Below are 6438 nucleotides of genomic sequence, written 5' to 3' on the forward strand. Positions count from 1 at the left end.
GAAGGAGAAGATAAAATGGCATTCTATTACAACGAACCATCCCACACTTTTAGCGAGTATTTATTAGTACCAGGATATTCTTCAGCCCAGTGTATTCCGGCAAATGCATCCTTACGTACCCCGATAACGAAATTCAGGAAGGGTGAGGAACCGGCAATTTCCATGAATATTCCGCTTGTATCTGCGATCATGCAGTCGGTTTCCGATGATAACATGGCAATTGCATTAGCCAAAGAAGGTGGTATTTCCTTTATATATGGTTCCCAGACAATTGAACAGCAGGCAGAGATGGTAACCAGGGTCAAAAATTATAAGGCAGGTTTTGTATCCAGTGATTCTAATGTAAGACCGGATCAGACCCTTGCAGATATTCTGGCACTGAAAGCCGAGACCGGTCACGCAACCGTAGCAGTAACCGATGATGGTACCGCTAACGGCAAGCTGGTAGGTATTGTTACCAGCAGGGATTACCGTGTCAGCCGTATGGATCCTGCAACCAGGATTTCAGAATTTATGACTCCGATTGAAAATGTAATCTATGCAAAAGAAGGGATCAGTCTGAAAGAGGCAAATAATGTGATCTGGGATCACAAATTAAATGCCCTTCCAATCCTGGACAACAACCAGAGACTGATTGCTTTTGTATTCCGTAAAGATTACGATTCCCATAAAGAAAACCCATTGGAACTTTTAGATACTTCCAAACGTTATATCGTTGGTGCCGGTATCAATACAAAAGATTATGACAAGCGTGTTCCTGCATTAGTAGAAGCAGGTGCGGATATCCTTTGCATTGACTCCTCAGAAGGATTTTCCGAATGGCAGAAACTGACCATTGAATTCATCCGTAAGAACTACGGAGATACCGTAAAAGTAGGTGCTGGAAATGTAGTTGACCGTGAAGGATTCCGTTTTCTGGCGGAAGCAGGTGCAGATTTTGTTAAAATCGGTATTGGCGGAGGATCGATCTGTATCACCCGTGAAACAAAGGGAATTGGCCGTGGACAGGCAACTGCTGTTATCGAAGTGGCTAAAGCAAGAGATGAATATTTTGAAGAAACAGGAATCTATGTTCCGATTTGTTCTGACGGTGGAATTGTACATGATTACCATATCACCCTGGCACTTGCTATGGGCGCAGATTTCTGCATGCTGGGCAGATACTTCTCCAGATTTGATGAAAGCCCGACAAATAAAGTAATGGTAAATGGAAATTATATGAAAGAGTACTGGGGCGAAGGTTCCGCAAGAGCCAGAAACTGGCAGAGATACGATATGGGCGGAGCATCCAAGCTTTCCTTCGAAGAGGGTGTTGACTCTTATGTACCATATGCAGGCAGCCTTCATGACAACCTGAGCATAACCCTTAGTAAAGTACGGTCAACAATGTGAAACTGCGGTGCCTTAAGCATACCGGAATTCCAGCGCAATGCAAGGCTGACTCTGGTTTCCTCCGTAAGTATTGTAGAAGGCGGAGCACATGATGTGGTATTAAAAGACAATAATATTACACCTGTTAAATAAGGGATTTATTTAGTTAATCAGAATGTTGTAACTGTGAAGTTTATATAGAAAAAACAGAATGAAATAGGAATCACGAATAGTGAAACCCGGAGAATTGCTGATGATAAGTTGGCAGACTCCGGGTTTTTTGATTGGGATGGATTAATGGGAAATACGCTTTGTGTAAGATAGGTGGTGTATAAAGCATCCTTAATCAGCTACTCCCTCAATTTTCTCATACCCCGCAAACACCCGCCCAAACAAAAAGGAATTACAATAGGCAATAAAAGCAAATCCCACGATCACCATAAACAGTTTAGTCTGGTCTGCCATTATGCACAGCAATATGGCAATACCCTGGGTCAGGAGAAGAGCGATGGTCTGCAGGCGGTGTTCCATGGCAATCCGGTAGGAGTTTTTAATCGTGACAGCAATCCGGTTTTGAAATCTTGCTATGAGGGGAAAGGTATACAGGAAGGAGATAATCAGCATGGCACTGAGCAGTGTCAAAACCAGCAGTATTACATTGGCAGCCATTGTCCCTATTGCATTCCAAAAAACCAGATTGAATAAAAGAACAGCCCCGGCAATGAAATAGAATAGAAATGCAAGGGTCGCAGCTTTAAAATTTTCCCGGAATGCCCGGAAGAAGGTTTTCAGGATATAGCCATGCTCGCCTCTGGCTTCCCGTATCGTGACCTGATACAGTGCGCTTAAAGAAGCTCCGATTGTGAAAACGGGCAGGCAGCAGATCAGGAACACGATATTTAACAGTATAAATTCACAAAAGGTGTTGATAAACTGGAATACTGGACTGTTGATATTGAACTTCATTGGTTTTCTCCTCTACTTTTTCATTTATTAGATACTCTGATCTTATAGGGGAGCGGGAAAATGGTCTACAGGAAAAATAATAGAAAAAATACAGATAAAATTAGAGGTTTTATTCATAGGACCGTAAAGATATAATTTTTACAGGATCCATGTGAAATTTTGAAGGTATTCCTAAATTCACAGGAATGGTAACATAAATGCAGATACCGCACCACATGAAAGTATGTTGCTCCATGTGAATTGATAGGAGGAAAAAGAGTGAAGAAGAATTTGACATCTGCCACGATTGATGGCAGACAAAAAAAGGCAAAGAGCAGACAGGGAAAAAAGTTGTTTTTTTGGGTACTGCCCTTTATTATTCTGTGTTTTTTATTTTCGTATTTTCCATTACACGGTTGGATTTACGCATTTTTTGATTATAAACCGCCCCTTCCGCTGTCTAAGTGTGAATTCGTGGGACTTCAGTGGTTTCAGACGTTATTTGCTAACAAAACCCAGATGGATCAGCTGATGCAGGTAATGAGAAATACGTTTGCCATGAGTTTACTGGGGATTGCAACATCCGTACTGCCAATAGGATTTGCTATCTTTTTAAATGAAATCAAATGCAAATGGTTTAAAAACCTGGTACAGACCCTGACTACGCTGCCCAATTTTATCAGCTGGGTACTTGTCTATTCTGTAGCATTCAGTCTTTTTTCCAACAGCGGAATGGTCAACACCATGCTGCAGCATATGGGGGTTATCACGGAACCATTAAAGTTTTTAGACAGTGATTCCCATACCTGGCTGTGGATGATTTTATGGAATACCTGGAAGGGACTGGGATGGGGGTCTATCATGTATCTGGCTTCAATAGCAGGCGTGGATACAGAATTGTACGAAGCAGCCAGAGTGGATGGAGCGAACCGTTCCCAGCTCATGCGGAACATTACGCTTCCAGCCCTGATGCCTACATTTTTTGTATTGCTGATGCTGTCCATCGCCAATTTCCTGAACAATGGAATGGATCAGTATTTTGTATTCCAGAATTCCTTTAACAAGACACATATTCAGGTTCTGGACCTTTACGTTTACAATATCGGCATGACAGGAAACAGCCTGTCCCTGGCAACCGCCATCAGTATGCTGAAAAGTCTGGTGAGTGTTACGCTGCTGGTAATCGTCAATTTTGTATCTAAAAAGACCCGGGGAGAATCCATTATTTAGCGGCGGGAAAGGAGAAGTAATGAAAGAAGTAAAAAAGAAAAAGCATCTTACAAAAGGAGATGTTACCTTTAATATATTTAATTATCTGATTTTTGGGCTGCTCACACTAATCTGTGCCTATCCCTTTTACTATCTGATTGTAAATACGATCAGTGCCAATGACTTAAGTGCCAACGGAATGATCAATTTCCTTCCGCAAAAGATACATTTTGAAAATTATGTGCAGGTTCTGCAGCTGAAAGGACTGCCGCTGGCGGCGTTGATCTCTCTGGCACGAACGGTTCTGGGAACGGCACTCACTGTATTGGCATCGGCTTTTCTGGGATTTATGTTTACCCAGGAAAAAATGTGGCACAGAAAGCTGTGGTATCGTTTTTTGGTCATTACCATGTATTTTAATGCCGGTTTGATCCCTATGTTTATTACGATGAAAACCCTGCACCTTACCAATACCTTCTGGGTATATGTGATTCCGGCGATTGTTCAGCCCTTTAATATTATTCTGGTTAAGACATACATTGAATCCATTCCCAAATCCCTCCAGGAGGCAGCAGAGATAGACGGCGCCGGCATTATTAAGATTTTCTACAAGATTATTCTGCCAACCTGTACACCTATCCTTGCCACAGTAGCAATATTCGCAGCGGTTGCCCAGTGGAATTCCTTTCAGGATACCCTGATTTATATTACGGACCAAAAGCTCTATTCCCTGCAGTATCTGCTGTACCAGTATATCAACCAGGCGAACTCCCTGGCTGCCATGGTGAAAAATAACGCCGGCTCTGCACTGAATATGGCAGCTCTGGCAACCACCCAGACGCCTACATCCATCCGGATGACGGTCTCTGTTATCGTAGTACTGCCGATCCTGTTTGTCTATCCGATTTTCCAGAAATACTTTGTAAAGGGAATTATGATTGGGTCGGTAAAAGGCTGATTTTTTGTCAAGTTTATGAAAGTTTGTTTTGCTATGAAAAATGAAATAAAATATAATAAATATATGGAGGTAAGATATGAAAAAGAAATTAATCAGTGTATTCTTATGTATGGCTATGACAGCATCTGTTCTGGCAGGCTGCGGTGGAGAAAGCAAGCAATCTGCGGAATCATCAGGCAGTACAGGGGCAGGGGAAGAAGCCTCAAACAGTAAGTATGAGGACTTTATTACGGTAGACGTATTTGACAGCCTGGCAAATTACCAGGGGATTCAGTCGGGATGGTTTGCAAAAGTGGTGAAAGATAAATTTAATATGGAACTGAATATCATCGCTCCAAATGTTGCAGGAGGAGGCGATACACTGTTTCAGACACGATCTGCAGCAGGGGATCTGGGAGACTTAATCATTACGGGCACCGGAAATGGAAAACTGCAGAACCTGGTTACGGCGGGACTGCTGATGGATATGACAGATTTGCTGAAGGATAAAGAGGTTACCACCAACTATCAGCCGGCAATTGACAAAACGAATAAGCTGGTGAAGGAAGAAGGAACCTGGGCTATTCCAAGTGAAATCTCCACACAGCCGGCTGATACCCCCAGTGAAGGTCTGGATCTTACATTTGGCCCTTATTTCAGATGGGATGCATACAAGGAAGCGGGATATCCGCAGATGAAGACAATGGAGGACATGCTGCCCGTACTGCAAAAAATGCAGGAGGTATGCCCAACCAGTGACTCAGGGAAAAAGACTTACGCCATATCCCTGTTTAAGGACTGGGACGGCAATATGATGAATAACGCAAAGCAGCCAACCTGCTTCTACGGCTATGATGAGCAGGGATTTGTTCTGGCGAAGGCGGACGGCTCCGACTACCAGAGCATAATTGACAGTGATTCTATGTATGTCCGTGTGCTGAAGTTCTTCTTTGATGCAAATCAGATGGGGCTTGTAGATCCGGAATCCACAACCCAGAATTACGATACCCTGGGCAATAAATACAAAGACGGTCAGGTCTTATATGCACCATGGCCATGGCTTGGACAGAATATGTACAATACACCGGAGCGTAAAGAAGAAGGAAAAGGCTTTATGCTGGCACCCATTGACGACATGAAAATCTTTTCTTACGGGTGCTATGCAGAAGGCAATTCCAATAGTGTAATGGCTATTGGAAGTAAAGCGGAAGATCCTCAGAGGCTGGCTGACTTCATTGACTGGCTGTATTCCCCGGAAGGAATCGAAATCAACGGGCAATCTTCCGGTGCGGCAGGTCCGGAAGGCCTGACCTGGGAAATGAAAGACGGAAAGCCCTGTCTTACCGATTTTGGCAAGCAGGTACTTCCAAGTAATGATGTGGCAGTTCCGGAAGAATGGGGCGGCGGTTCCTGGAAGGATGGCGTATCAGCCTTGAATTATAAGACAAATTCATTGGTAGACATCGATCCCAATACTAATTCCGCATACAATTATCTGTTGTGGGATTCCGTACTGGAAGAGAATAAGACGAAACTGGATATGGACTGGCAGGAAAAGATGGGTGCAAAAACAACGTTAGAATATCTGGAGAACAACGATCAGATTATGGTAGCTCCCGGAAGCGGCTATATTGCACCGGAAGAGGATTCCAATATTACCACATTAAGAAGCCAGTGCAAAGCATCTATTGTGGACTATTCCTGGAAGATGATATTTGCATCCGGGGAAGATGAATTTAACAGCATGCTGAAAGAAATGCAGGATACGGTTCTGGGGCTTGGATACGAGGATGTACTTGCCGTGGATATGCAAAATGCAAAAGACCAGGCGGTTTCCAGAACGGAAATACTGAAAACAGCGCCGGAATCAGAAACTGCTAATTAAGGAATAGCATAAGCCAGCTGGCGCTATTCCAGGGGGATAAGTATGGAACAAAAAGCGTTCCATACTTTCTATTGAAGCAGTACCGCAGACC

The 6438-nt window shown here is 43.3% G+C and carries 4 protein-coding genes and 1 pseudogene; 4 read left to right on the forward strand and 1 reads right to left on the reverse strand.

Annotation, left to right across the window (positions count from 1 at the left end; all coding sequences use genetic code 11):
• Positions 1-15: 15 nt before the first annotated feature.
• A pseudogene (locus ACH2DQ_RS04800) lies at positions 16-1524 on the forward strand (IMP dehydrogenase).
• Between the two features lie 189 nt (positions 1525-1713).
• Here the strand turns inward: ACH2DQ_RS04800 and ACH2DQ_RS04805 are convergent.
• Complete coding sequence (locus tag ACH2DQ_RS04805; RefSeq protein WP_394915195.1) at positions 1714-2337, reverse strand: YesL family protein; 624 nt, start codon at positions 2335-2337, stop codon at positions 1714-1716.
• Between the two features lie 258 nt (positions 2338-2595).
• On the opposite strand from ACH2DQ_RS04805, the gene ACH2DQ_RS04810 reads away from it, so the two are divergent.
• The 3 genes from ACH2DQ_RS04810 to ACH2DQ_RS04820 all read left to right on the forward strand — a co-directional run bounded on the left by ACH2DQ_RS04810 (position 2596) and on the right by ACH2DQ_RS04820 (position 6347).
• Complete coding sequence (locus tag ACH2DQ_RS04810; RefSeq protein ID WP_394915196.1) at positions 2596-3546, forward strand: ABC transporter permease; 951 nt, start codon at positions 2596-2598, stop codon at positions 3544-3546.
• 19 nt (positions 3547-3565) lie between these two features.
• Positions 3566-4483 carry a carbohydrate ABC transporter permease gene (locus ACH2DQ_RS04815; RefSeq protein WP_394915197.1) on the forward strand — a complete coding sequence of 306 codons (918 nt, stop codon included), beginning with the start codon at positions 3566-3568 and terminating at the stop codon, positions 4481-4483.
• Between the two features lie 76 nt (positions 4484-4559).
• Positions 4560-6347 carry an ABC transporter substrate-binding protein gene (locus tag ACH2DQ_RS04820; RefSeq protein WP_394915198.1) on the forward strand — a complete coding sequence of 596 codons (1788 nt, stop codon included), beginning with the start codon at positions 4560-4562 and terminating at the stop codon, positions 6345-6347.
• Positions 6348-6438: the final 91 nt, after the last annotated feature.

It is taken from the genome of Robinsoniella sp. (assembly GCF_034124845.1).